Here is a 24066-nt window from a genome sequence, read left to right as displayed (position 1 = left end):
TGGACTGCGCAGCAGGCCCATTTTCAGGGCCGCTGCGCGCCCCAGCGGGAGCAAGCTCCCTCGCCACAGGTTACTTAGATCCCGGCGAGTGCCAGGTCCATCGCGAAGTAGGTGAAGATCAAGTCCGCACCGGCGCGCTTGATCGAGCCCAGGGTTTCCCGTACCACGCGGGCTTCGTCGATCGCGCCCGCCTGGGCGCCGAACTTGATCATCGCGTACTCGCCGCTGACCTGGTACGCCGCCACCGGCAAACGCGAGGCTTCGCGGATGTCGCGGATGATGTCCAGGTACGCGCCGGCCGGCTTGACCATCAGCGCGTCCGCACCTTCCTGCTCATCCAGCAACGATTCGCGCACCGCTTCGCGGCGGTTCATCGGGTTCATCTGGTAGCTCTTGCGATCGCCCTTCAGCGCGCTGCCGCCGGCTTCGCGGAACGGGCCGTAGAGGGCCGAGGCGAACTTGGTGGAATAGGCCATGATCGGGATATGGCTGAAGCCTGCTTCATCCAGGGCCCGGCGAATGGCCTGGACCTGCCCGTCCATCGCGGCAGACGGCGCGATCACATCGGCACCGGCACGGGCGGCGGCCACAGCTTGCTTGCCAAGGTTGACCAGGGTGCGGTCGTTGTCGACTTCGGCGCCGTGCATCACGCCGCAATGGCCGTGGTCGGTGTACTCGCAGAAACAGGTATCGGACATCACGATCATTTCCGGCACCGCATCCTTGATGATCGAGGACATGCGCGACACCAGGCCACGCTCTTGCCAGGTGTCACTGCCCGAGGCGTCCAGGTGGTGGGACACGCCGAAGGTCATCACCGACTTGATCCCGGCTTTCGCATAGCGTTCGATCTCGCTGGCCAGCTTCGACTCGGGAATGCGCTGCACCCCGGGCATGCTGGTGATCGGCACGAAGTCGTCGATTTCTTCTTCAACGAAGATCGGCAGCACTAGGTCATTGAGGGTGAATTCGCTTTCCTGGAACAGGCCACGCAACTCCGGGGAGCGGCGCAGGCGGCGTGGACGGGCTTCGGGGAACTGGCTGGACATTGATGCTCCTGAAAAAAGGCAGGCCAAAAATCTTTGGGGCGAAAGCTTATGCCTCGTGCACCGCAGAGCACAAACGCCAAGTGCGGAACAGTTTATTGCAGGCTTGGTAACAATTGCATTGATCTAGAGCTGTAGACGGCCTTCAATGCAAACGGCAACCGCGCCGCCGATCCATATTTTCTCGCCGCTGTGTTCAACGCGGATTCGCCCGGCGCGGCCCATGGCGGTGCCCTGGCTGACCACATAGCAACTGGGCGCCAAGCCCTCGCCCAGCAACCACTGGGCGACACCGGCGTTCAGGCTGCCGGTGGCCGGATCTTCCGGAGCGCCGTCGCCGGCAATAAAGGCCCGCACCTCAAACTGCGCCTCATCGCCATCCCGCTCGGGGTTCCACGGGGCGATCACGCCCACGGCCAAGCCCTGCAACTGCGAATAGTCCGGCCGCAGTGCCAGTACCTGCTCGCGATCCGCCAGCATCACCGCCAGCCAGCCCGCGCCGTTATCCACCCACTGGCTGCGCAAAATCGCACCGGGTTCAAGGGCCAGGGCCCGACGCACGCGCTCGACCAATTCAGCTTCCAGCGGGCCGGAACGCAGCAACGGTGGCGCGATAAACGCCAGTTCATCGCCCTGGCGGCGGATGCGCACTAGGCCGATCTCACACTCCTGGATGATCTCCTCCCCAGCGGGTTGGCCACCGGCCAGCAACCAGGCATGGCAACTGCCCAGGGTCGGATGGCCGGCAAACGGCAATTCCTTGAGGGTCGTGAAGATCCTTACGCGGTAGTCCGCTCGTGGATCACGGGGCTTGAGCAGGAAGGTGGTTTCGCTGAGGTTGGTCCAGTTGGCGAAATCCGCCATCTGCTGGTCGCTCAGGCTGTCGGCGCCCAGCACCACGGCCAACGGGTTGCCCTTGACGGCCACGCTGCTGAAAACGTCCAGTTGTTTGAAGTCGAAAGAAGCCATGCCGGTCCTTATGCTGGGATGTTCAAGCCACGGATCACCGCCGGCCGGGCGACAAACCCGTCCAGGGCCCGCAGTACGTTCGGGAAGTCGGTAATACCCACCAGGTCGCCGGACTCATAGAAGCCGATCAGGTTGCGAACCCACGGGAAGGTGGCGATATCGGCGATGCTGTACTCGTCACCCATGATCCAGGTGCGGCCCAACAGGCGCTTTTCCAGCACCTCCAGCAAGCGGCGCGACTCGGCGACGTAGCGGTCGCGCGGGCGCTTGTCTTCGTAGGCCGCGCCGGCGAATTTGTTGAAGAACCCCACCTGGCCGAACATCGGCCCGATACCGGCCATCTGGAACATCAGCCACTGGATCGTCTCGTAACGCATCGCCGGGTCTTCGGGAAGCAATTCACCGCTCTTCTCGGCGAGGTAGATCAGGATCGCGCCCGACTCGAACAGCCCCAGCGCCTGGCCGCTCGGGCCATTGGGGTCGATGATCGCCGGGATCTTGTTGTTGGGGTTCAGCGACAGGAACTCGCTGGAAAGCTGGTCCTGGGTCTCGAAACTGACCTTGTGCGCCTCGTAGGGCAGGCCGATTTCCTCGAGCATGATCGACACCTTGACCCCGTTGGGCGTGGGCAACGAATACAGCTGCAGACGCTCGGGATGCCGGGCCGGCCATTTGGCGGTGATGGGGAAGTCTGAAAGTGAGTTCATCATAGGACTCCTGATAAAAGTAGGAGAGTAGTGGTTCAGTGCCTATCGTGCATCCGTCTTAATTCAGCAACATCTGCGGGTTAATCTCCTGCACACGGCAAGGATGCCGCCCCATCTCCCCCGCGAAACGAACCAAACTGCCTTGGGGGACTCTTAAAGAGCGCCCGATGGCTGGGCTTGCTTGCCCTGAATCCCTGCACCGAGACTTAGAACCATCATGACCTACAAGCCTCTGTGTCTTGCGAAACGCTTCAAACGCTACTCCTACATCCTGCTGCCGGTATTGCTGGTGAGCGCCGCGGTCGGCCTTAGCCTGGAATCGCGGGTCAGCCGCGCCCAGCCGGTCGACGGCGTGCAAACCCTGGTGTTCCTGCGCCATGGCGAGAAACCTGCCGGGGGCCTCGGCCAACTCAACTGCCAGGGGCTTAACCGTGCGATGAACCTGGCCACCGTGCTGCCGGAAAAATTCGGCAAGGCCAACTACGTGTTCGCACCCAACCCGACCCGCAATGTCGAGGAAGGCGAGAAAGACAACTCCTACAGCTACATCCGCCCGTTGATGACCATCAGCCCCAGCGCGATCAAGCTCGGGTTGCCGGTCAACATCAAGTTCTCGGCCAATGACACCAGCGCCCTCGCTGACGAACTGGTGGAAGACAAATACCACAACGCCGTCATCTACACTGCCTGGTCCCATGGGTATCTGCCGGACTTGATCAACAAGGTGGCAAGCGAGGCCGTCGGTGAAAAACATGTGATTACCGACGATTGGTCCGGCAGCGATTTCGATAGCTTGTATGTGTTGACCCTGACCTGGCACAACGGCAAGGCCTCGCTGCTCAGCCGCAACTACAAGCAAGGCCTGGATAATGGCCAGCAGACTTGCCCGGACGCAACGCAAGTCAGCGCCGATATCTGACCGCCCCTGAAGACCCGTGGCGAGGGAGCTCCCTCGCCACAGCAAGCTCCCTCGCCACAGTGCTTCGGAGGCGGCCTTGTACAGCGTATGATGTTGCGCTATTGACTCACCTGCGGATCATCTACATGTCCAACCTCTCCTCCACCCAGCCTGCCCGGGGCTGGTCCTTCTGGTGGAAACCAGCGCTGTTCCTGCTGGTGGCCTGCGTCGGCCTCTACTACGTGAAATGGTCGCCCTACTACGCCAAGGCGTTTATCGCGGCAGACAACCACAGCATCGGCGCCTCGATTCTCAACGACCAGCAAAGCGCGCCACTGGCCGCCGCGCTGGCCTATGCCCAGGTGTATTTCCTGGCGATCTGGAAAGCTGCCGTATTGGCGGTCATTCTCGGCTCATTGCTGCAGGTGCTGATCCCACGGGACTGGCTGCTGCGCCTGTTTGGCCGTGCCGGGCTGGGATCTACCCTGCGTGGCGGGCTGTTCGCCCTGCCGGGGATGATGTGCAGTTGCTGCGCCGCTCCGGTGGCGGCCGGTATGCGTCGGCAGAAAGTCTCGGTCGGCGCGGCGCTGGCGTTCTGGATTGCCAACCCGGTGCTGAACCCGGCGACACTGGTGTTCATGGGCTTTGTGCTGGGCTGGGGCTTTACTGCGCTGCGGTTGGTGGCCGGGATCGTGCTGGTGGTGGGTGTTTCGCTGGTGGCGCAACGCATCGCGCGGCCGGAGCAGGTACCGGAAGCCGCGCTCGACGCCGTGGCCCAGGCCAGCCATGCCGAAACCGAACCGTTCCTGACCCGCTGGCTGCGCACCCTGTGGCAGCTGTTCTGGAGCACGATTCCGGTGTACATCCTGGCGGTGCTGATCCTTGGCGCGGCGCGGGTCTGGCTGTTTCCCCACGTTGACGGCGCCATGGCCAACAGCCTGGTGTGGCTGGTGCCTCTGGCGATTGTCGGCACGTTGTTCGTGATCCCGACCGCCGCCGAAATTCCGATTGTGCAGACCATGATGACCCTCGGCATGGGTACCGGCCCGGCCGTGGCCTTGCTGATGACCCTGCCGAGCGTGAGCCTGCCGTCGCTGCTGATGCTGCGCAAGGATTTCGATGCGCGGGTGCTGGTGACCGTGGCCGGGCTGACGATGCTGATGGGGGTGGTGTGTGGGCTGATCGGGGCGTTTATCCTGTAGTGATCGAGTGAATTCGAGGGCCTCTTCGCGGGCAAGCCCGCTCCCACATTTTTCCTGCATTCCTACTGGATAAACGCGGTCGAATGTGGGAGCGGGCTTGCTCGCGAAGGGGCCGGCAAACTCAATCAATCACGTACGCCGAGCGAGCCTGTCCCGGAAATACTCCACCACCGCCGCTTGCTCTCCCGCAAACTCGATGCGTGCGCCTTTGCTTTCCCGCTGGAACGCGTACATCGGGTCGTAATACTCACGCAACAACCCCTCAATCCAGCCGCGGTGCAACTCCACCGCACCGCTGCGAGCTTGCTCCGCCAATGCTTCCTGCATGATCGCGTGCAACCGCGCAAACCGCTCGCCGCCCAGGCGCTTGTGGATATTGCCCAGGCTCTGGGTCAGGCGCTCGGCAAACAGTTCCTGGCCAGTGTCGCCAAACACCGCGACAAACTCGGCGCAGAGGTCCACCACATAATCCTTCAGGATGCGCTCCACCCGGCCTTCAACGCTGTCTTCCAGCCAGACCATCGGGAAGCCCTGCATGCCTTTGTGCAGGGGCAACGGCAGCGCGCAGCTGCCGATCATGCGGCTCTCATCCTCGACCACAAACTGCTCGATACCGGCGGCGCGCTTTTTCAGCAGGTCCACCGCCAGGCGGTTTTCGAAGTCGATGTTGGAAGGTTGCGCCGTGGCGCGTTTGCCGAAGCTGGAACCGCGATGGTTGGCGTGGCCTTCCAGGTCCAGGGCGTTGTTCAACTGGCCGAGCACTTCGGTCTTGCCGGTACCGGTCATGCCACCCAACAGTACGAAGTCGCATTGCGCGGTGGCGCTTTCAACCGTGTCGAGCAGGAAAGTCCGCATGGCCTTGTAGCCACCGCCCACTCGCGGATAGTCGATACCCGCCTCGGTTTTCAACCATTGCTGGGCAATCTGCGAACGCATCCCGCCGCGAAAGCAGTACAGCAGACCATCCGGATTGGCCTGGGCAAAACGCGCCCAGTGTTCGATACGTTCGGCCTTGATCGCCCCGGACACCAGTTCGTGCCCGAGAACAATGGCCGCCTGCTGGCCTTGCTGCTTGTAACAGGTGCCCACCCGTTCGCGTTCGTCGTCGGTCATCAACGGCAGGTTGACCACCCCGGGAAACGCGCCCTTGATGAACTCGATCGGCGCGCGGGTATCCATCATCGGCCGGTCGTTGAGAAAGATATCGCGGTAATCGGTGATGTCGATGGGCATCAGAACACCTCTACCGCGTTGGTCTGTCGCTCAACCAGTTCGCCGATCGGCTCAAGGTTCAGGCCCAGCTCCGCCGCCACGGCGAGGAATTCGGCATTGCCTTCGGGGGTGACCGCCACCAGCAGCCCGCCGCTGGTTTGCGGGTCGCACAGCACGCGTTTGTGCAGTTCGTTCAGGCGCCCCAGCTTGCTGGCGTAGCTGTCGAAATTGCGCAAGGTGCCGCCGGGGACGCAGCCCTGTTCCAGGTAGTACTCAACCCCGGGCAGGCGTGGGACTTTTTCATATTCGATGCGGGCAGTTAATTGGCTGCCGTCAGCCATTTCCACCAGGTGGCCCAACAGGCCGAAACCGGTGACGTCGGTCATGGCCGTGACACCGGCCAGCTTGCCAAAACGGCTGCCGGGTTTGTTGAGGGTGCACATCCAGTCACGGGCCAGGCCCACGTCGGCCTCGCGCAGCTTGCCCTTCTTCTCGGCCGTGGTGAGGATGCCGATGCCCAGGGGTTTGGTCAGGTACAGCTGGCAACCGGCGGTGGCGGTGTCGTTGCGCTTCATGTGGCGCTTCTCCACCAGCCCGGTGACGGCCAGGCCGAAGATCGGCTCGGGGGCGTCGATGGAGTGGCCGCCGGCCAGGGGAATCCCGGCAGCGTCACACACGGAACGGCCGCCGCGAATCACTTCCCGGGCAATCTCCGGAGCCAGCACGTTGACCGGCCAGCCGAGAATCGCGATGGCCATCAACGGATCGCCGCCCATCGCATAGATATCGCTGATGGCATTGGTGGCGGCAATGCGGCCGAAGTCGAAGGGGTCATCGACGATCGGCATGAAAAAGTCGGTGGTGGACACCACGCCGCGCTCCTCGTCGATGGCGTACACCGCCGCGTCATCGCGCGAAGCGTTGCCTACCCAGAGCTTGGGGTCGAGGTTCTGTGCGCCACTGCCGGCGAGGATCACTTCCAGTACCTGAGGTGAGATCTTGCAACCGCAACCAGCACCGTGGCTGTATTGGGTCAGGCGAATCGGCTCGTTCATGGGTATCCCTCAAGGCGTCAAGTGGGCGGATTCTAGCAGACAGCAAAAGGCCGACTGCATGCAGTCGGCCTTTATGTTCAGCCCTTAGTGTTTGGCAGCAAGCCGTTTATGCCGGTTGCGTCGCATCATGTTCAGGCACTCGATGGCCGCCGAGAACGCCATGGCCGCATACACATAGCCTTTTGGCACATGGGCGCCGAAACCTTCGGCGATCAGCGTCATACCGATCATGATGAGGAAGCCCAGGGCCAACATCACGATGGTCGGGTTGTCGTTGATGAACTTGGCCAGCGGCTCGGCCGCCACCAGCATCACGATCACCGAGACCACCACGGCAATGATCATGATCGGCAAGTGCTCGGTCATGCCCACGGCGGTGATGATGCTGTCGATGGAAAACACCATGTCCAGCAGCAGGATCTGGCCAATCGCCGAGGCGAAGCCCAGGGTCACGCTCGGCGCGCCGGTGTCCACATGCTCCTTCTCGGGGTCCATGCTGTGATGGATCTCGGTGGTGGCCTTCCACACCAGGAACAGGCCACCGGCGATCAGGATCATGTCTTTCCAGGAGAACGACTGCCCCAGGATGTCGATGACCGGCTCGGTCAGCTGCACGATAAAGGCGATAGTGCTCAACAGGCCCAGACGCAGGATCAATGCCATGCTGATGCCGATGCGGCGGGCCTTGGCCCGGTGCTTCACCGGCAACTTGTTGGTGAGAATCGAGATAAAGATCAGGTTATCGATCCCCAGCACGATCTCCATGACGATCAGGGTGGCCAGTGCGATCCACGCGGTCGGGCTGGCGGCCAGTTGTAAAAGGTATTCCATAGGTCATTCCTGGTGTTGTGTGCGGGTATCAGGTTTCTTGGGAGGTGGACTCAGGCTTGCTGTCTTCCTGTTCCGGCTTGTCCTGCTTGCCTTGCGGCGGTGCGATCAAGCCCTTGGTCGCGTCACTCAACGCCTGTTCGGCGGCCTGGTGGGTGTCGTCAATCACTTGCTTGGCCGACTCGGTGGCCTTGCCCAGCAATTGTTGCGCGCTTTTTTCCGCTTGGTCACAGCCACTGAGCATGACTAATGAAAGCCCAAGTAACGCCGTTGCGCCCAGGGAATTGAGTTTCATGATGCGTTCCTCGTTAGAACCTTCGGGTCCAAGTAGTGGCCCCTCGATAGCGACGCATTCTATGCAGGGTAACACTTCAGGAAAATTCGTATTTTTTTCGTTTATACTTCGGCTTTAACGAAGTATTGGCCGCCATGCTCAATTACCGACAACTGCACTACTTCTGGGTCGTCGCCAAGACCGGCAGCATCGTGCGCGCCTGCGAGCAACTGAACCTCACGCCGCAGACCATCAGCGGGCAGATCAGCCTGCTGGAACAGACCTTTGGCGTGGCATTGTTCCAGAAGGTCGGGCGCCAGCTGGAGCTGACCGAAGCCGGGCGCCAGGCGCTGCCCTATGCCGAGCAGATGTTCCAGCTGGGCAATGAGCTTGAAGCGATGTTGCGCACCCAGCCCAATGAGCAGCAGATCCTGTTCCGGGTTGGCGTCGCGGATGTGGTGCCCAAGTCCATCGTCTATCGGCTGATTGCGCCAACCATGGAGTTGAGCGAGCCGATCCGCATCACCTGCCGTGAAGACAAGCTCGAACGCTTGCTGGCGGACCTGGCGATCCAGCGCCTGGACCTGGTGATCTCCGACAGCCCGATGCCGCCGCACCTGGACATCAAGGGCTACAGCCAGAAGCTCGGGGAATGCGGCATCAGTTTCTTCGCAACCCAGACATTGGCTGACCAGCATCGCGGCGATTTCCCACAATGCCTGCAGGGTGCGCCGCTGTTGATTCCGGGGGCGGAGACGGTGGTGCGCAGCCGTTTGCTGCGCTGGTTTGCCGAGCAGCAGATCCAGCCACGGATTGTCGGGGAATTTGACGACAGTGCGTTGATGCAGGCCTTTGGCCAATCCGGCAGCGGGATTTTTATCGCGCCGAGCGTGATTGCCGACGAGGTGGAGCGCCAGTATGGCGTGGCGCTGATCGGCCAGACGGATGCGGTGACCGAATCGTTTTATGCAATCTCGGTGGAGCGCAAGGTCAAGCACCCCGGCATCGTGGCGATTACCGAAGGTGCCAGACGGGAGCTGTTCACTTCCCTGCCCTGAAGGCTCAGGCGCAGACGGCGCGGGTCTTGGCAGTCATCAGCCACAGCGCCAGCAGGATCGACAACAGGATAAAGCCCGCCGCGGCAAACCCGAGGCTGCCCAGGCCCAGGGTGTCGATCACGTGCCCGCCCACCAGCGCCCCCAGGCCAATCCCCAGGTTGGCCCCGGCAATGTTCAACGAGGCGGCAAACGCCGGCGCATGGGGTGCGGCCTTCATCAGTCGCACATGGCTGACCAGAAACAATGCCGCCTGGGTCACGCCCCATACCGCCATCGCCGCCGCCAACCCGATCGTGGAATGGATGGCGGGCACCAGCGCCACCATGCCGGCGATCATGAAACCGCAGAACACCATCGACGCAATCAGCGGATGACGGTCGACCATGCGCCCGCCCAAAGAGTTGCCGATCAGGCCGACCGCGCCAAAGCCCATGAGGCACCAGCCCACTACCGTGCCGTCAAAACCCGCCAGGCGTTCGAGGATGTCTGCCAGGTAGGTGTAGGCGGTGAACATCCCGCTGAACACCAGGATCGACAGCAGGATATGGCCCTGCATCAGCGGGCTGCGCAAGATCTTGAACTGCGAGCGCAGGCTGACCTGGTCGTGCTTTGCCCGGGTCTTCGGCAGGTAGATAAACAGCAGCAGGGCCTTGGCAAACGCCACCACCGCAAGAATGCCAAAGGCGGTGCGCCAGCCGAACATATCGGAAATCAGCGTGCCCACCGGGATCCCGAAGACCGTGGCACACACGATGCCGAAGCCGATTTTTTCAATCGCGCGGCCGGCGAAGTCCGGCCCCACAATGTCCACCGCTGTTTCGCTGGCCAGGGCCCAGAACACCGGCAGCCCCAGCGCCGGGATCAACCGGGCCAGGGACATGACCCAGATATTCGAGGCCATCGCCGCCAGAGTGTTGGCCAGGCCGAACATGATCAGGATCGTGATAAACAGCCGCTTGCGCTCGAACCGGGCGAAATATGCGGTCAGGAACGGGCCAAACGCCGCCACGGTGAAGGCGAACAACGTCACCAGCAAACCGGCCTGGGACACGCTTACATCGAGGTCCCGGGCGATGGAAGGCAACAGGCCGACGATGATGAACTCTGTGGTCAGCACGGTAAAACCGGCTGCCGACAACAGCAGGATCGGAAACAACATCAAAAACTCCAGAAAACAGCGACATCAACGACAGCCCGGAGGGCCCGCTGATAGAGAAGAAATAAGAGGATGGGCAATGTTAACAGAATGTGTCCCATCGTGGTGACGGAACGCCGCACCCGGATTAGACGTTTCCTACAGATGTTAGACTTCGCCCCTGCCAGATTCATGCTGCCTAGCTGCATCTATTAAAAAAACCAGAGACAACCTTTTTATGACTGCTGCCCCTTCCCTCTTTCAACGCCTGATGTCTATCAGCCTGGTCACCCAAATTGTCATCGGCCTGATCGCCGGTATCCTGTTGGCCCTGCTGTTGCCCGACGTCGCACAAGCCACCGGGTTTATTGGCAAGGTCTTTGTCTCGGCGCTCAAGGCCGTCGCGCCCATCCTGGTATTTGTGCTGGTAATGGCCTCGATTGCCAGCCACAAGCACGGCCAGGAAACCCATATCCGCCCGATCCTGTTCCTGTACCTGCTGGGCACGTTCGCTGCCGCCGTGGTCGCGGTGATCGCCAGCACGCTGTTCCCCTCCTCGCTGGTGCTGGCCACCCACGATGTGGCCGTCAGCCCTCCCGGCGGTATCGGTGATGTGTTGCAAAGCCTGTTGCTGAGCGTGGTGGACAACCCGGTCAGCGCGCTGATGAACGCCAATTTCATCGGTATCCTGGCGTGGGCCATCGGCATGGGCATCGCCATTCGCCATGCCAGCGACACCACCCGCACCGTGCTGGGGGACCTGTCCAACGGCGTCACGCTGATCGTGCGCATGGTGATCCGCTTCGCGCCCCTGGGGATTTTCGGCCTGGTGGCCTCGACCCTCGCCACGTCCGGCTTCGGCGCCCTGCTGGGCTACGCACACCTGCTGTTGGTGTTGATCGGCTGCATGCTGTTCGTCGCGCTGGTGATCAACCCGGCCATCGTGTTCTGGAAGCTGCGCCGCAACCCTTACCCACTGGTGCTGATGTGCCTGCGGGAAAGCGGGATCACCGCGTTTTTTACCCGCAGTTCGGCGGCCAACATTCCGGTCAACCTGGCGTTGAGCAAGCGCCTGGGCCTGCATGAAGACACCTACTCGGTGTCGATCCCGCTGGGCGCCACCATCAATATGGCCGGCGCTGCCATCACCATCACCGTGCTGACCCTGGCCGCCGTGCACACCCTGGGCATTGCCGTGGACATCCCCACCGCCGTGCTGCTCAGCGTGGTCGCGGCGGTGTGTGCCTGCGGCGCGTCGGGGGTTGCCGGGGGCTCGCTGCTGTTGATCCCGCTGGCGTGCAGCCTGTTCGGCATTCCCAGCGAAATCGCCATGCAGGTGGTGGCCGTGGGCTTCATCATCGGCGTGTTGCAGGACTCGGCGGAGACCGCACTGAACTCGTCCACCGACGTGTTGTTCACCGCTGCCGCGTGCCTGGGCAAGGAAGAACAAGCCGCGTAGACCTTGCGCGCACAAAAAAGCCCGGGGCGGTTCGTGAATGAACCGCCCCGGGCTTTTTATTACAAGGCTTAGAACGCGCCCATGTAGTCGCGCTTGCCCACTTCCACGCCGTTGTGACGCAGCAAGGCGTAAGCGGTGGTGACGTGGAAGAAGAACTGCGGCAGGCCGTAGCTCAGCAGGTACGACTGGCCGCTGAAGCGCTTCTCTTTCGGGGTGCCAGGGCGAGTGATGATCTCGATGCCTTCTTTACCGTCGACCTGGGCCGGGGTGATGGTGTCGATAAACGCCAGGACCTTGGCGATCAGCGCTTGCAGGTCGGCGAAGGTGACTTCTGTATCGTCGTATTTCGGAACTTCGATTTCAGCCAGGCGGGCAGAAACGCCTTTGGCGAAGTCGACGGCGATCTGCACCTGGCGCACCAGCGGGAACATGTCCGGGTACAGGCGTGCCTGCAGGAAGGCGTTCGGGTCGATGTTCTTGGCGGTGGCGTGGGCCTCGGCCTTGTTCAGCACATCGCTCAGGGCGTTGAGCATTTGCTTGAAGACCGGGAGGGAAGCGGCGTACAGGGAAATAGTCATGACAGTCTCGACAGTTGTGGCAGGGTTTGAAACAGCCGCGATTATAGACATGCCGGCCACCGGCGCCGCTTGTCTTTTATTTTTTCAGGATTAGGCTAGTGAGCTCACTGCATTAGGGAAAGCGCGATGACCACCGAGCACGACACCACTTCCGAAGAGCCGCGCCTGAACAGCACGGAAATCCGCATCCTGGGCTGCCTGATCGAAAAACAGGCCACCAGCCCCGAAACCTACCCGTTGACCCTCAACGCGCTGGTGATCGCCTGTAACCAGAAAACCAGCCGCGAACCGGTGATGAACCTCAGCCAGGGCCAGGTTGGCCAGAGCCTGCGGGCCCTGGAAGGCCGCGGGTTTACCCGGCTGGTGATGGGCAGCCGCGCCGACCGCTGGGAGCATCGGGTGGACAAGGCGCTGGAGCTGGTGCCGGCCCAGGTGATTCTCAGCGGGTTGCTGTTCCTGCGGGGGCCGCAGACGGTCAACGAACTGCTGACCCGCAGCGGGCGCATGCATGACTTTGAAGACGCCGAGCAGGTGGTGCATCAACTGGAACGCCTGATTGCCCGTGGGCTGGCGTTGTTGGTGCCGCGTCAGTCGGGGCAGCGGGAAGATCGGTACATGCACGCCCTGGGCGACCCGGCGGACATTGAAGCGATCCTGGCGGCACGTGGGAATCCGGTGGAGCGTGGTGCGGGAAGTGGGGTTTCCCTGGAGCGTATCGAAGAGCTGGAAGCGCGGATTGCGGCGCTGGAAGAGCGCCTTTCGCGGCTCGAATAATGTTTGTGGTGAGTGGGCTTCTGTGGTGATGGAGCTCGCTGTGGTGATGGAGCTTTTGTGGCGAGGGAGCTTGCTGTGGCGAGGGAGCTTGCTCCCGCTGGAGTGCGTAGCGCTCCCATTTTCTTGGGGCTGCTGCGCAACCCAGCGGGAGCAAGCTCCCTCGCCACAAAAGCTCACCCTCCACAGCAAGCTCACTCTCCACACCGCCAGCGGTGATGCTCAGCTCCGGGCAAATGCCACCGCCGCCTGAAACTGTTCATCCGTCGGCCGCACGCCGGTGTACAGCACGAACTGCTCCAACGCCTGGATGGCGATCACTTCCAAACCGGTGATCACTCGTTTGCCCTGGGCCCGTCCACGCAGGATCAGCGGGGTTTCCGAGGGAATCGCCACCACATCGAAGACTGTCTCGGCCGCATCAACCGCGTCAGCTTCAAACGCCAACTGATCCGCTTCCGCCCCTCCGGTCATGCCAATCGGCGTCACGTTGACCAGCATCTGCGGGCGCAAGGCACCCAACTGCGCCTGCCACTCATACCCCAGGCTCTGGGCCAGCGCCCGGCCCGCTTCTTCATTGCGCGCCACGATCACGCCCTTGGCGTAGCCGCCATCGCGCAAGGCACTGGCCACCGCCTTGGCCATGCCGCCGCTGCCGCGCAGGGCGAAGGTCGAGTCCTTGGGCACCTGGTGCTTGTGCAGCAGTTGCTCGATGGCAATGTAATCGGTGTTGTAGGCCTTCAAATGCCCGTCGGTGTTGACGATGGTATTGATTGACGCAATGGCCCGCGCCGAATCGTCCAGCTCATCCACCAGGGCAATACAGGCTTCCTTGAACGGCATCGACACGCCACAACCCCGAATGCCCAAGGCCCGAATGCCACCGACGGCGCCCGGCAGGTCCTGGCTACTGAAGGCCTTGTAGTAGAAATTCAACCCCAACTGCTCGTACAGGTGGTTATGAAAGCGCAGGCCAAAGTTCCCGGGGCGCGCCGACAGTGACATGCACAGTTGGGTGTCCTTGTTGGGGTTCATCTGCATCGGTAACTCCTTGAAGCCATTCCAGAGGCGGTTTCGGATAGACGGAATACCCGCGCCGGCGGGTTGTCATGGATCATACGCACTGTGCCCGGCCACTTGTGTAAGCCAACCGATACAGACCTTACACAACCTTTACCTATCGGCTGTGCTGTTTTTTAGAAATACGCTGTCTTAAAAGTATCCCCGCGACAATCCTTGAGTCGATTGATTGCAGACCATGAGCGCAGGGGCTAACCGAGGAATGACCATGATTCGTAAACTCCCCAAGATCGCCTTGCTGATCGGCGCACTCGCTATGGCAGGACAGGCCTCCGCCCACGGTGGTGGTTGGGGTGCTCCGCTCGCACTGGGAGCCGTTGTTGGTGCAGTGGTAGGCGGCTCGATCGTCGCCAGTCAATCGCGGCCGGTCTACGTGCAACAACCGGTGTATGTCCAGCCGCAGCCGGTGTATGCCGCTCCGCCGCCGGTCTACTACGCACCGCCACCGCCTGTGTATGTGCAACAACAGGTTTATTACCGCCCGGCGCCGGTCTACTACGGCCCACCGCGCGGCTACTACGGCCCTCCACACGGCTATTACGGTCGCGGCTGGTAAGCCTCAACTGATACACCTGAACAGGCTCCGCCCTAAAAGCGGGGCCTTTTTTTGGCCTGCAGGTCTGAATAAATCTCGCCAAGGTCGTTATAAGGACAATGGCTGTGGCCAAATCCCACATCATTGATCTCAATAGGCGCTTGCCCGAACGGGGCCTGCGCTGTCATGTTTGTGTCTCAAAAGGCTTCCACTATCAACACTGTCCGACCAATAACAACAAGGACGATTGCCCATGCCCACGCAAAACCCACATCGCACCGCCGGCCTCTGCACCTCGAGCAAGGTCTATAGCGTACTGACGGAGCTCAAGGCCCTGGAAGGCCATCGCAACGCCAAGTTCCTGTCCTTGCTGACGGAAAACCTGGTGCGCAAGGGCCTGCTCAGTGAACAGGAAGTGGTGCATATGCTCGACCAGGTGGTCGACTGACTGAGGGTCGCTCGATAACAGTGATGTCGACTATCGAGCAGGTTGATTTTCCCTGAAGGCCCACGCACCGTAATGTCACCTCCATAGCGTATCGGAGGTCATCATGCCCACTATTCAAATCATGTCTGTCATCGGCAGTGCCGTTCCCGCCTCTCTCCGGGAGCTGGGTCTACTCGCCTGCTGGTACCTGGTACGCGATGGCGAAGCCATCAGCGGCCCACTCACTTCACTACCGGCCGCCCAGGCCCTGTCGGTCAAAATGGCGCATTGCTTTCATGCCTAAGGCAGTTGCACCCGCGGTTTGGTTTCCACAAACAGCGCCCAGCTGGACATGAACAACGCAGCAATCAGTGGCCCGATGACAAAGCCGTTCAAGCCAAAGATCGACAGGCCGCCCAAGGTTGAGATAAGGATCAGGTAATCCGGCATGCGGGTGTCCTTGCCCACCAGGATGGGCCTTAGCACATTGTCCACCAGCCCGATCACAAATACCCCGAACAACCCGAGCACCACGCCCTGCCAGATCGACCCGCTCAGCAGGAAGTACGCCGCCACCGGCCCCCACACAATCCCCGCGCCCACCGCCGGCAGCAGCGACAGAAACGCCATCAACACCGCCCAGAGCAGCGCGCTGGGAATGTCCAGGAACCAGAAGATCAAACCACCCAACGCGCCTTGCGTGACCGCTACCAGCACGTTGCCTTTCACCGTGGCACGCACCACCCGGTTGAACTTCAATTGCAGGCGACGCTTCTGCGGTTCGGCCAGCGGCACCGCGGTGCGCACCTTGCGCACCAGCTCGGGGCCATCGCGCAGCAGGAAGTACAGCAAGTACAGCATGATGAAAAAGCTCACCAGGAAATCAAACGTGCCCTGGCCGAAGCTGAACGCCTGGGTCGCAAAAAACTGGCTGCCCTGCATCGCACTCTTGACGATCTTCTCCCGCAGGCCTTCCAGGTTGCCCATGCCGAAGCGGTCCAGCAGATGCTGGAAATACGGTGGCAGGAAGTTCTTGAACTGCTCGATATACCCGGCAACGTCGAGCTTGCCGCTCTCGACGTTCTTGTAAAGCGTCGCGCCCTCCTGCACCAGCAAGGCACTGGTGATGATCACCGGCAGAATCGCGATTATCAGGCACACCGTCAGGGTTGCCAGGGATGTGAGATTGCGGTTCCAGCCAAAACGTTGCTGGAAGCGCCGTTGCATCGGCGCAAAGATGATCCCCAGGATCACCGCCCAGAACACCGCGCCGTAGAACGGCAGCAAAATCCAGATAAACGCGATGGTCACCAGGGCGAGCAGTAACAGCAGGGTTTTGAATTGCAGGTTGGTTTGGTTCATGTTCGGTCCATGTCTAAAACACCAGGCGCTCATGTGCGCCTTGATGTTTAGTCCACTGCAAATCCCGCGAGTGCCCTACTTATTAGACCTGGATCAATAAACTGCGCACCCGGCCCGGCTACCCTGCCGCCCTTTTGCGACCCGAACCCATGCCTCCCGTTATCGCCCCTGAACTGCTCGCCCCCGCCGGCACCCTGAAAAACATGCGTTATGCCTTTGCCTACGGTGCCGATGCCGTCTACGCCGGGCAACCGCGCTACAGCCTGCGGGTGCGCAATAACGAGTTCGACCACGCCAACCTCGCCCTCGGCATCCAGGAAGCCCAGGCCCAGGGCAAGCGGTTCTATGTGGTGGTCAACATCGCGCCTCACAACGCCAAGCTGAAAACCTTCCTCAAGGACCTTGCCCCGGTGATCGCCATGGGCCCGGATGCGCTGATCATGTCCGACCCGGGCCTGATCATGCTGGTGCGCCGGCACTTCCCGCACATGCCGATCCACCTGTCGGTGCAGGCCAATACGGTGAACTGGGCCAGCGTCGAATTCTGGCAGGCGCAGGGCATCTGCCGGATCATCCTGTCGCGGGAGTTGTCGCTGGAGGAAATCGACGAGATTCGCCAGCAAGTCCCCGCCATGGAGCTGGAAGTGTTTGTGCACGGTGCGCTGTGCATGGCCTATTCCGGGCGCTGCCTGCTGTCGGGCTACATGAACAAGCGGGATGCCAACCAGGGCACCTGCACCAACGCCTGCCGCTGGAAATACCAGGCGACGCCTGCGGTGGAAAACGCCGCCGGCGACATCGTGCAGCACTATGCGCCCGAGCCGACCCTGGGCCTCGGTGCGCCCACCGACCAGGTGTTCCTGCTGCAGGAGGCCAATCGCCCCGACGAACAGATGCCCGCCTTCGAAGATGAACACGGCACCTACATCATGAACGCCAAGGACCTGCGGGCGGTGCAGCACGTCGAGCGGCTGACGCGCATGGGCGTGCACTCGTTGAAGATCGAAGGCCGCACCAAATCCCACTTTTACTGCGCCCGCACCACCCAGGTATATCGCCAGGCGATTGATGACGCGGTGGCCGGGCGCGACTTTGACCGGGGCTTGATGACCAACCTCGAATCCCTGGCCCAGCGCGGCTACACCGAGGGTTTCCTGCGCCGGCACGTGCACGATGAGTATCAGAACTATCAGAACGGCAGCTCGGTGTCCGAACGCCAGCAGTTCGTCGGCGAACTGACCGGTGAACGGCGCGGCGAACTGGCCGAGGTCAAGGTCAAGAACCGTTTTGCCGTGGGCAATCACCTGGAACTGATGACCCCGGCGGGGAATTTCCACTTTGACCTGGGCTCATTGCACAACGCCAAGGGCGAGGCCATCGCGGTGGCGCCGGGTGACGGGCATACGGTGTATTTGCCGATCCCGGCGGAGATGGACCTGCGTTTCGGCCTTTTGATGCGCGACGTTTAACTTCGCCAGACACCTCAATGAGTGCGAGGGAGCTTGCTGTGGTGAGGGAGCTTGCTCCCTCACCACAGCACTCTCCTTCACCACCGCAAGCTCCTCACCACAAAAAGCAGGGCGTACGCGCACTAGGTTCATTTGCAAAGTAGAATTGGCGGTTCTGCGTACCGCCACCTTGTCTTGAGCGGTCACCCTCTTTTTTACGGAGATCGCCTTGCGTCTGTTTCATACCTCCGACTGGCACCTTGGGCAAAACCTGCACGGCCAGGAACGCGACTTCGAACACGCCTGCTTCCTCGACTGGCTGCTGGGCCAGTTGGGCCTGCATCGCCCTGACGTGCTGTTGATCGCCGGCGATATCTTCGACACGGTCAACCCGCCGCTCAAGGCCCAGGAGCGGCTGTACGACTTCATCATCAGCGCCCATGAGCAAAACCCTGCACTGACCATCGTGATGATCGCCGGCAACCACGACTCCGGCTCGCGCATCGAACTGCCGGCACCGTTGATGCGCCGCCTGCGCACCCACGCATTGGGCCGGGTGCTGTGGTTGGATGACGGACAACTGGATGTCGAACGCCTGCTGATTCCATTGCCCGGTGCCGACGGTGAAATTGCCGGCTGGTGCCTGGCATTGCCGTTCCTGCGCCCGGCCGAAGTGACCGGCGCCCAACTGGGGGACGATTACCTGCGGGGCATCGGCCAGGTTCACGAGTGGCTGATTGCTGCCGCCAATGCCAAGCGCCAGCCGGGCCAGGCACTGGTTGCCATCAGCCATGCGCACATGGCCGGCGGCTCGGTGTCGGAAGACTCCGAGCGCAGCCTGATCATCGGCAATGCCGAAGCGCTGCCCGCCAGCCTGTTCGATGCCAGCGTCAGCTATGTGGCCCTCGGCCATTTGCATAAACCGCAGCGGGTGAATGGCGAGGAGCGGATTCGCTACTGCGGCTCGCCGATTCCGCTGTCATTCTCGGAAATCGGCTACCAGCACCAGATCCTCGACGTGCAGCTGGACGGCGAAACCCTGGTCAGCGTCGAGTCCCGGCTGATCCCGCGCTCGGTCAACCTGCAACGCCTGGAAGCCGCGCCCCTGGCCGACATCCTCAAGCAACTGGCCGACCTGCCCGACATCGACCTGCTGGCCGAAACCCAGCGCCAACCGTGGCTGGAAGTGCGGGTGCGCCTCGACGAACCGCAGCCCGACCTGCGCCAGCAGGTGGAAAACGCCCTGCAAGGCAAGGCCGTGCGCCTGGTGCGCATCGCCGCTGAATACGCAGGCAACGGAGGCCGTGAAGACAGCCAGGAAGACCGCCTGATCGAACTCGACCAGCTCACGCCCCAGGAATTGTTCAGCCGCGCCTGGCAGGAAAGCTACGGCAGTGAAGTGGACGAACAGACCCTGAAGGACTTCGCCGTGCTGCTCCAGGAAGTGCAACAGGAGGGCGAACAGCCATGAAGATCCTCGCCATTCGCCTGAAAAACCTCGCCTCTTTGGCGGGCCCGTTTGAAATCGACTTTACCGCCGAGCCCCTGGCCAGCGCCGGGCTGTTCGCGATTACCGGGCCCACCGGCGCCGGCAAAAGTACCTTGCTCGATGCGCTGTGCCTGGCGCTATTTGGCGCCGTGCCGCGCCTGGGCGATACCGGCCAGGCAAAAATGCCGGATGCCGACACCGATATTTCCATCGGTGACCCACGCACCCTGATTCGCCGGGGCACTGGCGGCGGTTATGCCGAAGTGGATTTTGTCGGCGTCAGTGGCCGTCGCTACCGCGCCCGCTGGGAAGCCAACCGCGCCCGGGACAAGGCCAGCGGCAAGCTGCAAGCCAGCCGGCAAAGCCTGATCGACCTGGACAGCGAGCAACTGCTGGCCAGCCAGAAAACCGAATACAAGACCCAGCTGGAATTGGCCCTGGGCCTGAACTTCGAGCAGTTCACCCGCGCCGTGTTGCTCGCGCAAAGTGAGTTCAGCGCGTTCCTCAAGGCCAACGACAATGAGCGCAGCGAACTGCTGGAAAAGCTCACCGACACCGCGCTCTACACCCAGCTCGGTCGCCGCGCCTTCGACAAGGCCAAGGACGCCCGGGACGCCCACAAACACCTGCAGGACCAGGCCACCGGCGTCACCCCGCTGGCCCCCGAGGCCCGCGCCGAACTCGACGAACAGCTGGCCGCCGCACAGCAACAGCTCAAGACCCAGCAGGCGCAACTCAAGCAACTCGAGTTGCAGCACACCTGGCTGAAGGAACTGCGGGAATGGCAGGAGCGCCAACAAGGCGCGGTCGAGCAACTGCAACAGGCCCAGCAACACTGGGAAAGCCAGGGCCCGCAGCGCCTGGACCTCAGCCGCCTGGAACAACTGGCGCCGCAACGTCACCACTTCGCCCGCCAGGCCGAACTGACCACGCAGTTGCAGCCCCTTGCCGCGCAGATCCAGCAGCACCTTGAGCAACAAACCGCGCTGCACACCCGCCAGACCCAACTGCAACAGCAACAGGCCGACGTGCAAGCCGCGCTCGCCCAGGCCCTCAAGCAGCAAGCCGACGCTGTGCCCTTGCTGCGCCAGGCCTTCGAGGAGCAAACCACCCTCGCCCACTTGACCCGCGAGCTGGCCAAACGCAGCGAAGAGAAACAGCTGGGCGAAGCTGCCTGTGTGGAAGGCCAGGCGACGTTGACCGGCTTGCTCGACAAGCAGAAAGTTGTCGCCGAGCGCCTGCACAGGCTGGCCGCAGAGCTTGAACGCAGCGCCGCCCTCGCGCCGTTGAGTGAGGCCTGGAGCGCCTACCGCGACCGCTTGCAACAGCTGATGCTGATCGGCAATCGCCTCAATAAAGGCCAGGCCGAACTGCCACAACTGGAAGAGCGCGCCACCCGTCTCGGTGAAAAATGGACCGAGCAACGCGAAGCCCTTGACCTGCTGTACCACGAAGCCGGCGCCGAACCCCATGCAGTGGCCGAACAGATCCAGTTGCTCGGCAGCCTGCTCCAGGACAACCGCAAGCAACATCGCGCGTTTGAGGACTTGGCGCGGCTGTGGGACAGCCATCAGCAACTCGACAGCCAGAGCCAGGCCCTGACGCAAAAGCAGACCCTCGCCCAGCAACAACGCGAACTGTTGAACCAGAGCGGCTTGCAGGCCAAGGCCGAGCTGGCCGTCGCCGAACAGACCCTGACCGTCACCAAGCAACTGCTGGAGCGCCAGCGCCTGGCCCGCAGTGCCAGCGTCGAAGAGTTGCGCGGCCAGCTGCAGGATGAGCAGCCGTGCCCGGTGTGCGGCAGTGTCGAGCACCCGTATCACCAGCCCGAAGCCATGCTGCAAAGCCTGACCCGCCACGACGAAAGCGAAGAAGCCAACGCGCAGCAAGCCGTGGATGTGCTCAAGGAAAAACTCACTGACCTGCGTGGCGAAGTGGGCGGCCTGATCGCCCAGCAAAAGGAATTCCTGCAACAACAGGAGCAACTCGCCAGCCAGTTGCAGGCCTTGCTGCCAAGCCTTGAAGCCCATCCGCTGTCGGCCTCGCTGTTCAACCAGGACGCGGCCAAGCGCGACGCCTGGCTCGCCCAGCAACTGAGCCAGCTCAGCCAGAGCCTCACCCAGGACGAGCAACGCCAGGGCGCCCTGCTCAACCTGCAACAGAACGCCGGGCGTTTGCAGCAACAACTGCAAGCCGCCCAGGACGCCAGCCAACAGGCGCGCCAGTTACTGATCGACCAGCAACGGGAACTGTCCAACGACCGCGAACGCCTGGACGAAGAACTCAACGCCTTCGCCAGCCTGCTGCCCACCGAGACCCTCGAAGGCCTGCGCAGCGAGCCGGCGGCGACCTTCATGTTGCTCGACCAGCAGGTCAGCCAGCGCCTGGAACAGCTCGACAACCAAAAGGAAGAATTGGCCGAGCAGCTGCAGCGCCAGCAAGCCATCGAGAAAGAGCAGGACCGCCAGCAACATCGCCAGCAGCAGCTGGAGACTTTGCACAAACAGCTCGCCGAACAGAGCGCCCTGCAACACGCCGCCAAGGAAAAACTCGCCGGCCTACTGGGCGAAAACTCCAGCGCCGAACACTGGCAACAGCAATTGGACCTGGCCGTCGACCAGGCGCGGCAACATGAGGCCGAGGCCAACCAGCAGTTGCAGGACACCCGCAACCAGTTGATCCAACTGGCCGCCGACCTCAAATCGCTGCAAGAACGCCAACAGTCCCTGGAAACCGAACACGCGGCCCTCACTACGCGCCTGAGCGACTGGCGCGCGTTGCACCCGGAACTCGATGACGAAGGCCTGGCGCGCCTGGTGGCCTTCGATGAGCCGCAGGTGGCCGAGCTACGCCAGCAACTGCAACACAGCGAAAAAGCCATCGAGCAGGCCAAGGTGTTGCTGCAAGAGCGCGAACAGCGGCTCAAGGATCACCAGGCGCTGCACAACGGCAACCTCGACGCCGAGCAACTGGACAGCGCCCTGGCCGAACTCAATGCCGCGCTGATCATTGGCGAAAAACACTGCGCCGAACTGCGCGCCCAACAGGCCGACGACCAGCGCCGCCAGGATGCCAACCAGGCCTTGGCGGCCGAGATCGCCAAGGCCTACGAAGAATGGCAACGCTGGGCACGCCTGAATGCACTGATCGGTTCGGCCACCGGTGATACCTTCCGCAAGATCGCCCAGGCCTACAACCTCGACCTGCTGGTGCACCACGCCAACGTCCAACTGCGCCAACTGGTGCGCCGCTACCGCCTCAAGCGCGGCGGCAGCATGCTCGGCCTGCTGGTACTCGACACGGAAATGGGCGACGAATTGCGCTCGGTGCATTCGTTGTCGGGTGGCGAGACATTCCTGGTGTCGCTGGCGCTGGCCTTGGGCCTGGCGTCGATGGCGTCGAGCACGTTGAAGATCGAGTCGCTGTTTATCGACGAAGGCTTCGGCAGTCTCGACCCCGAGTCGCTGCAACTGGCGATGGATGCCCTCGACGGCTTGCAGGCCCAGGGCCGCAAGGTGGCGGTGATTTCCCATGTGCAGGAAATGCACGAGCGGATTCCGGTGCAGATTCAGGTCAAGCGCCAGGGCAATGGCTTGAGCACCCTGGAGGTCAAGTGAGCAAGGCCGTGTTGTATTCGTTCCGCCGTTGCCCCTATGCGATGCGGGCGCGGATGGCCCTGCGGTATTCAGGGGTGGCGGTGCAAATCATCGAGGTCAGCCTCAAGGCCAAGCCGGCGGAGATGCTCGCGTTGTCACCCAAAGGCACGGTGCCGGTGCTGAGCGTGGATGGCCGGGTGATCGATGAAAGCCTGGCGATCATGCGCTGGGCACTGGCACAGAACGATCCTGAGGGTTGGTTGCTTGGGGATGATCGGGCGACGCAGGCGCTGATTGAAGAGAATGATCAGGGCTTCAAACATCAATTGAATCGATACAAGTATGCCGAGCGCTATCCGGAGTATCCGATGGAGCATTATCGGGCCGAGGGTGAGGTATTTTTGATGAAGCTGGAGGGGTTGCTGGCGGAGCGGGAGTATTTGCTGGCCGGGCATTTGAGCCTGGCGGATGTGGCACTTGCACCGTTTGTGCGGCAGTTTGCCCATGTGGATCGGGAGTGGTTTGGCCAGGCGCCCTATCCGCGATTGCAGGGCTGGTTGCAACGCTTCCTGGAATCGCCGTTGTTCATCGCCGTGATGGCAAAAACCTGAGACTGTCGCAGGACAAAATGTGGGAGCGGGCTTGCTCGCGAAGGCGGTGTATCAGTCAGCCCATGTATAGACTGACCCGGCGCTTTCGCGAGCAAGCCCGCTCCCACATTTGATCTTCATCAGCTTCAAGATCAGTTCTGGATTTTGTGGTCCAGCGCTGCGTAGAAGTTGGCGCTTTGTTGCAGGTATTTCTGGGTGTAGGCGCTGGTGCTGGTTTTTTTGCTGCTGATTTCAACACTGGCGCTGGCTGGCAACGCTACGGTGGCGGAAACAGCGGAAGCGGCGATGATCGAGAAAAGATTGAAGTTCATGTCGGTAACCCTTGT

At 61.9% G+C, this 24066-nt stretch carries 23 protein-coding genes and 1 pseudogene; 12 read left to right on the top strand and 12 right to left on the bottom strand.

From position 1 onward, the window contains the following. Positions 1-74 precede the first annotated feature (74 nt). From hemB to HX824_RS23345, 3 genes are all read right to left on the bottom strand, one after another. Positions 75-1049: a porphobilinogen synthase gene (gene hemB / locus HX824_RS23355; protein WP_177055139.1), complete on the bottom strand. Its 975-nt coding sequence runs from the start codon at positions 1047-1049 to the stop codon at positions 75-77. A 123-nt stretch (positions 1050-1172) separates the two neighbouring features. Then, entirely contained in the window at positions 1173-2015 is an 843-nt protein-coding gene (locus HX824_RS23350; RefSeq protein WP_177055138.1) for a PhzF family phenazine biosynthesis protein, read from the bottom strand. A gap of 8 nt (positions 2016-2023) precedes the next feature. Further along, positions 2024-2722 carry a glutathione S-transferase N-terminal domain-containing protein gene (locus tag HX824_RS23345; protein WP_008435902.1) on the bottom strand — a complete coding sequence of 233 codons (699 nt, stop codon included), beginning with the start codon at positions 2720-2722 and terminating at the stop codon, positions 2024-2026. Positions 2723-2939: 217 nt separating this feature from the next. On the opposite strand from HX824_RS23345, the gene HX824_RS23340 reads away from it, so the two are divergent. Together HX824_RS23340 and HX824_RS23335 are read left to right on the top strand one after the other, a co-directional pair. Next, on the top strand, positions 2940-3641 hold the full coding sequence (locus HX824_RS23340) for a hypothetical protein (protein ID WP_008435916.1): 702 nt from the start codon (positions 2940-2942) through the stop codon (positions 3639-3641). Between the two features lie 125 nt (positions 3642-3766). Then, on the top strand, positions 3767-4822 hold the full coding sequence (locus HX824_RS23335; protein WP_003211251.1) for a permease: 1056 nt from the start codon (positions 3767-3769) through the stop codon (positions 4820-4822). 129 nt (positions 4823-4951) lie between these two features. Here the strand turns inward: HX824_RS23335 and mnmH are convergent, their stop codons facing one another. The 4 genes from mnmH to HX824_RS23315 all read right to left on the bottom strand — a co-directional run bounded on the left by mnmH (position 4952) and on the right by HX824_RS23315 (position 8212). Beyond that, positions 4952-6055 carry a tRNA 2-selenouridine(34) synthase MnmH gene (gene mnmH / locus HX824_RS23330; RefSeq protein ID WP_177055137.1) on the bottom strand — a complete coding sequence of 368 codons (1104 nt, stop codon included), beginning with the start codon at positions 6053-6055 and terminating at the stop codon, positions 4952-4954. After that, positions 6055-7089, bottom strand: coding sequence for a selenide, water dikinase SelD (gene selD / locus HX824_RS23325; RefSeq protein WP_003211248.1), 1035 nt, complete (start codon positions 7087-7089; stop codon positions 6055-6057). Before selD ends, mnmH begins: the two co-directional genes overlap by 1 nt. A gap of 84 nt (positions 7090-7173) precedes the next feature. Next, complete coding sequence (locus tag HX824_RS23320; RefSeq protein WP_003211245.1) at positions 7174-7920, bottom strand: TerC family protein; 747 nt, start codon at positions 7918-7920, stop codon at positions 7174-7176. 28 nt (positions 7921-7948) lie between these two features. Continuing rightward, a complete protein-coding gene (locus HX824_RS23315) occupies positions 7949-8212 on the bottom strand; it encodes a hypothetical protein (RefSeq protein WP_177055136.1) in 264 nt (87 codons plus the stop codon). A 134-nt stretch (positions 8213-8346) separates the two neighbouring features. Between HX824_RS23315 and nhaR the strand changes: the two genes are divergently transcribed. Next, on the top strand, positions 8347-9249 hold the full coding sequence (gene nhaR, locus HX824_RS23310) for a transcriptional activator NhaR (protein ID WP_177055135.1): 903 nt from the start codon (positions 8347-8349) through the stop codon (positions 9247-9249). A gap of 4 nt (positions 9250-9253) precedes the next feature. Here the strand turns inward: nhaR and HX824_RS23305 are convergent, their stop codons facing one another. After that, positions 9254-10408, bottom strand: a complete 1155-nt coding sequence (locus HX824_RS23305; RefSeq protein ID WP_177009760.1) for an MFS transporter — start codon at positions 10406-10408, stop codon at positions 9254-9256. A 214-nt stretch (positions 10409-10622) separates the two neighbouring features. On the opposite strand from HX824_RS23305, the gene sstT reads away from it, so the two are divergent. After that, positions 10623-11843 (top strand): serine/threonine transporter SstT, encoded by a 1221-nt coding sequence (gene sstT, locus HX824_RS23300; protein ID WP_003211235.1) that lies wholly within the window; start codon positions 10623-10625, stop codon positions 11841-11843. Positions 11844-11911: 68 nt separating this feature from the next. Here sstT and HX824_RS23295 read toward each other — a convergent pair whose 3' ends face one another. Further along, the gene (locus HX824_RS23295; RefSeq protein WP_003211233.1) at positions 11912-12421 is read right to left on the bottom strand and encodes a DUF1993 family protein; all 510 of its coding nucleotides are present in this window, start codon (positions 12419-12421) and stop codon (positions 11912-11914) included. A 126-nt stretch (positions 12422-12547) separates the two neighbouring features. Here HX824_RS23295 and HX824_RS23290 point away from each other — a divergent pair, with 126 nt between their 5' ends. Next, on the top strand, positions 12548-13195 hold the full coding sequence (locus HX824_RS23290) for a YceH family protein (protein WP_003211232.1): 648 nt from the start codon (positions 12548-12550) through the stop codon (positions 13193-13195). 219 nt (positions 13196-13414) lie between these two features. Here HX824_RS23290 and HX824_RS23285 read toward each other — a convergent pair whose 3' ends face one another. Then, complete coding sequence (locus tag HX824_RS23285) at positions 13415-14233, bottom strand: shikimate 5-dehydrogenase (protein ID WP_003211230.1); 819 nt, start codon at positions 14231-14233, stop codon at positions 13415-13417. A gap of 241 nt (positions 14234-14474) precedes the next feature. On the opposite strand from HX824_RS23285, the gene HX824_RS23280 reads away from it, so the two are divergent. The 3 genes from HX824_RS23280 (at position 14475) to HX824_RS23270 (ending at position 15538) form a co-directional block, all read left to right on the top strand. Continuing rightward, on the top strand, positions 14475-14828 hold the full coding sequence (locus HX824_RS23280) for a hypothetical protein (protein WP_008435927.1): 354 nt from the start codon (positions 14475-14477) through the stop codon (positions 14826-14828). A gap of 232 nt (positions 14829-15060) precedes the next feature. Next, the gene (locus tag HX824_RS23275; RefSeq protein WP_003211226.1) at positions 15061-15255 is read left to right on the top strand and encodes a hypothetical protein; all 195 of its coding nucleotides are present in this window, start codon (positions 15061-15063) and stop codon (positions 15253-15255) included. A gap of 103 nt (positions 15256-15358) precedes the next feature. Then, entirely contained in the window at positions 15359-15538 is a 180-nt protein-coding gene (locus HX824_RS23270; protein WP_003211225.1) for a hypothetical protein, read from the top strand. Here the strand turns inward: HX824_RS23270 and HX824_RS23265 are convergent. Then, positions 15535-16596 carry an AI-2E family transporter gene (locus tag HX824_RS23265; protein WP_003211223.1) on the bottom strand — a complete coding sequence of 354 codons (1062 nt, stop codon included), beginning with the start codon at positions 16594-16596 and terminating at the stop codon, positions 15535-15537. The genes HX824_RS23270 and HX824_RS23265 overlap by 4 nt on opposite strands. Positions 16597-16745: 149 nt before the next feature. Here HX824_RS23265 and yegQ point away from each other — a divergent pair. The 4 genes and pseudogenes from yegQ to HX824_RS23245 form a co-directional block, all read left to right on the top strand. Next, positions 16746-18132: pseudogene (yegQ, locus tag HX824_RS23260) on the top strand (tRNA 5-hydroxyuridine modification protein YegQ); the annotation flags it as partial. Positions 18133-18273: 141 nt separating this feature from the next. After that, positions 18274-19515: an exonuclease SbcCD subunit D C-terminal domain-containing protein gene (locus HX824_RS23255; RefSeq protein WP_177055134.1), complete on the top strand. Its 1242-nt coding sequence runs from the start codon at positions 18274-18276 to the stop codon at positions 19513-19515. Then, positions 19512-23150 (top strand): AAA family ATPase, encoded by a 3639-nt coding sequence (locus tag HX824_RS23250; RefSeq protein WP_102604851.1) that lies wholly within the window; start codon positions 19512-19514, stop codon positions 23148-23150. Before HX824_RS23255 ends, HX824_RS23250 begins: the two co-directional genes overlap by 4 nt. Beyond that, positions 23147-23740, top strand: a complete 594-nt coding sequence (locus HX824_RS23245) for a glutathione S-transferase (protein WP_177055133.1) — start codon at positions 23147-23149, stop codon at positions 23738-23740. The genes HX824_RS23250 and HX824_RS23245 overlap by 4 nt, the downstream gene beginning before the upstream one ends. A gap of 131 nt (positions 23741-23871) precedes the next feature. Here HX824_RS23245 and HX824_RS23240 read toward each other — a convergent pair whose 3' ends face one another. After that, positions 23872-24051: a hypothetical protein gene (locus HX824_RS23240; protein ID WP_003211212.1), complete on the bottom strand. Its 180-nt coding sequence runs from the start codon at positions 24049-24051 to the stop codon at positions 23872-23874. Positions 24052-24066 lie beyond the last annotated feature (15 nt).

Source organism: Pseudomonas sp. D4002 (genome assembly GCF_013385665.1).
Lineage (GTDB): Bacteria > Pseudomonadota > Gammaproteobacteria > Pseudomonadales > Pseudomonadaceae > Aquipseudomonas.
Note: the sequence above shows the minus strand (reverse complement) of the source record. Positions and strands in the feature narration are given on the sequence as shown.

Excerpts from the sequence above, each read along its gene's own strand:
- hemB (WP_177055139.1), bottom strand. The coding sequence starts at position 1,049 with ATGTCCAGCCAGTTCCCCGAAGCCCGTCCACGCCGCCTGCGCCGCTCC.
- HX824_RS23350 (WP_177055138.1), bottom strand. The coding sequence starts at position 2,015 with ATGGCTTCTTTCGACTTCAAACAACTGGACGTTTTCAGCAGCGTGGCC.
- HX824_RS23345 (WP_008435902.1), bottom strand. The coding sequence starts at position 2,722 with ATGAACTCACTTTCAGACTTCCCCATCACCGCCAAATGGCCGGCCCGG.
- HX824_RS23340 (WP_008435916.1), top strand. The coding sequence starts at position 2,940 with ATGACCTACAAGCCTCTGTGTCTTGCGAAACGCTTCAAACGCTACTCC.
- HX824_RS23335 (WP_003211251.1), top strand. The coding sequence starts at position 3,767 with ATGTCCAACCTCTCCTCCACCCAGCCTGCCCGGGGCTGGTCCTTCTGG.
- mnmH (WP_177055137.1), bottom strand. The coding sequence starts at position 6,055 with ATGCCCATCGACATCACCGATTACCGCGATATCTTTCTCAACGACCGG.
- selD (WP_003211248.1), bottom strand. The coding sequence starts at position 7,089 with ATGAACGAGCCGATTCGCCTGACCCAATACAGCCACGGTGCTGGTTGC.
- HX824_RS23320 (WP_003211245.1), bottom strand. The coding sequence starts at position 7,920 with ATGGAATACCTTTTACAACTGGCCGCCAGCCCGACCGCGTGGATCGCA.
- HX824_RS23315 (WP_177055136.1), bottom strand. The coding sequence starts at position 8,212 with ATGAAACTCAATTCCCTGGGCGCAACGGCGTTACTTGGGCTTTCATTA.
- nhaR (WP_177055135.1), top strand. The coding sequence starts at position 8,347 with ATGCTCAATTACCGACAACTGCACTACTTCTGGGTCGTCGCCAAGACC.
- HX824_RS23305 (WP_177009760.1), bottom strand. The coding sequence starts at position 10,408 with ATGTTGTTTCCGATCCTGCTGTTGTCGGCAGCCGGTTTTACCGTGCTG.
- sstT (WP_003211235.1), top strand. The coding sequence starts at position 10,623 with ATGACTGCTGCCCCTTCCCTCTTTCAACGCCTGATGTCTATCAGCCTG.
- HX824_RS23295 (WP_003211233.1), bottom strand. The coding sequence starts at position 12,421 with ATGACTATTTCCCTGTACGCCGCTTCCCTCCCGGTCTTCAAGCAAATG.
- HX824_RS23290 (WP_003211232.1), top strand. The coding sequence starts at position 12,548 with ATGACCACCGAGCACGACACCACTTCCGAAGAGCCGCGCCTGAACAGC.
- HX824_RS23285 (WP_003211230.1), bottom strand. The coding sequence starts at position 14,233 with ATGCAGATGAACCCCAACAAGGACACCCAACTGTGCATGTCACTGTCG.
- HX824_RS23280 (WP_008435927.1), top strand. The coding sequence starts at position 14,475 with ATGACCATGATTCGTAAACTCCCCAAGATCGCCTTGCTGATCGGCGCA.
- HX824_RS23275 (WP_003211226.1), top strand. The coding sequence starts at position 15,061 with ATGCCCACGCAAAACCCACATCGCACCGCCGGCCTCTGCACCTCGAGC.
- HX824_RS23270 (WP_003211225.1), top strand. The coding sequence starts at position 15,359 with ATGCCCACTATTCAAATCATGTCTGTCATCGGCAGTGCCGTTCCCGCC.
- HX824_RS23265 (WP_003211223.1), bottom strand. The coding sequence starts at position 16,596 with ATGAACCAAACCAACCTGCAATTCAAAACCCTGCTGTTACTGCTCGCC.
- HX824_RS23250 (WP_102604851.1), top strand. The coding sequence starts at position 19,512 with ATGAAGATCCTCGCCATTCGCCTGAAAAACCTCGCCTCTTTGGCGGGC.
- HX824_RS23240 (WP_003211212.1), bottom strand. The coding sequence starts at position 24,051 with ATGAACTTCAATCTTTTCTCGATCATCGCCGCTTCCGCTGTTTCCGCC.